Below are 1653 nucleotides of genomic sequence, written 5' to 3'. Positions count from 1 at the left end.
CCCTTGAGCCGTCTACGGTCACCTCCTGGCCGTCCAGGGCCCGCAGGGCCTCCAGCCTCTTAATGCCGATGATGGCCGGAATCCCCAACTCCCTGGATGTGATGGCTGCGTGACTTGTGTCTCCTCCGGCATCAGCCAGAATCCCAGACGCAACACGCATGCCGGGGACCATATCCGGATCGGTACGTTCCGCAGCCAGGATATCGCCCTTGTTTATCTTGTTCAGTTCCAGAGCGGAGCGCAGAAACTTGACAGTGCCCTGTCCAGCCCCCCTGGAAGCGCCGTTGCCTTCGAGGATTATCTCTGCATTGGCGATGGCATTTTTATTCGCCTCCATGCGCCGCATGAAGATGGTATTGGGATGCTTTTCCAGTTCTTCGTTCCACCTGGTCTCTGGCCTGGCCTGCACGAACCACAGGCGGTCCCAGGCGTCGATGCAGAACTCGGTGTCCATGATCATGCCTTCGTAGGCCTTGCTGATGGCCCGTACTCCCTTGGCCACGATTTCGGCCTGGGCCAGGGACAGGGACCAGCGGGTGACCAGGTCTTCTGGGACCTTCTGCACCACGGTCCCTACTCCGGTCTCATCGTAAACTATCTTTTTATCCTTGAAGCCCATATGCCGGATAACGACCTCTTCTCCGTCATCGCGCTGGAACACGTAAAACTTGTCCGGAGTGACCATGCCGCTTACCACCGCTTCCCCCAGACCGTAACTGGCATCAATGGATACCAGGTCCTTGCGGTCTGTTCCCTGGCAGCCGGTGGCGGTGTCTGCGCTGAAGGCTGTACCGGAAATAACGGGATTGATCATGCGCATTATGCATACGGACAGGGAAGTGTTTTCTATGGACCACTCTTCCTTGGCCTTGGAGGCTATGGAATCATCGCCGGTGGATTCAGCCTTGGCCACTGCATCCAGGATGGCTTCCCTGCGGTAGGTCATGCTGCGCAGGTTGTAGGCCGAGGCGCAGTCCCAGTGATATGCTTCCACGGCACTGCTTTCACTGACAATATTTAAATAGGTGTCCTGCAGACCGGCAAAGGCCTTTTTGCGGCTGTCTTCCCCTGCAGCAGAAGACCTTACAGCCACCGGCACGTTATCCTGTCCCACTTCCTTGCAGATCCCTGTGTATGCCTGCCGGACAGCCTCTTCAACCTCTTTGGGCAGATCCACGCTCAAGATGGCTGTCTGTACCAGGACAGACCTCTTGCGCAGCTGGTCAATACCTTCGGGAGAGACGGCAAAACCCTCCACGACATTATTTATAAAGGTACGCAGCCTGATAAAAGTGCTGTCTTTCTTCTGCGGGGTTCTTTTCACCTGGACGGCAAGCTTTCGAACCAGCTTTTTCAAAAAGTCCGGATCATCGTTGATGGCCTGGTCCTTCCAGTCGATGACATCATACTCTTTGTCCACCGAGGCCCTGATTGCCGCTGCGTTTACCTTGGTTTCATCCAGCAGTTTGTGAAAGGCTGTGGCCGATATGGCCCTGAACTGAGGAGCCCGTATGTTTTCGATGGTGTTGATGATGGCGGTATTAAAGTTCTTTCCGCCCACAAGAAGTTCGGCCTCAACACCCATCTCCATGATTTCGCTGGCCTTCAGGACCAGTTTGGATTTGAGGGAATCAAACCTGCTCTTCTGCTTGG

1 protein-coding gene is annotated in these 1653 nt (G+C 55.4%); it reads right to left on the bottom strand.

Annotated elements, in window-relative coordinates:
- A partial coding sequence (locus D5S03_RS09165) for a PEP/pyruvate-binding domain-containing protein (protein ID WP_287043621.1) occupies positions 1 to 1653 on the bottom strand: 1653 nt, incomplete at both ends.

It is taken from the genome of Desulfonatronospira sp. MSAO_Bac3 (genome assembly GCF_003838035.1).
GTDB classification, from domain to species: domain Bacteria; phylum Desulfobacterota; class Desulfovibrionia; order Desulfovibrionales; family Desulfonatronovibrionaceae; genus Desulfonatronospira; species Desulfonatronospira thiodismutans.
The sequence above is the reverse complement of the archived record's forward strand: the minus strand, read 5'-3'. Positions and strand labels throughout refer to the sequence as shown.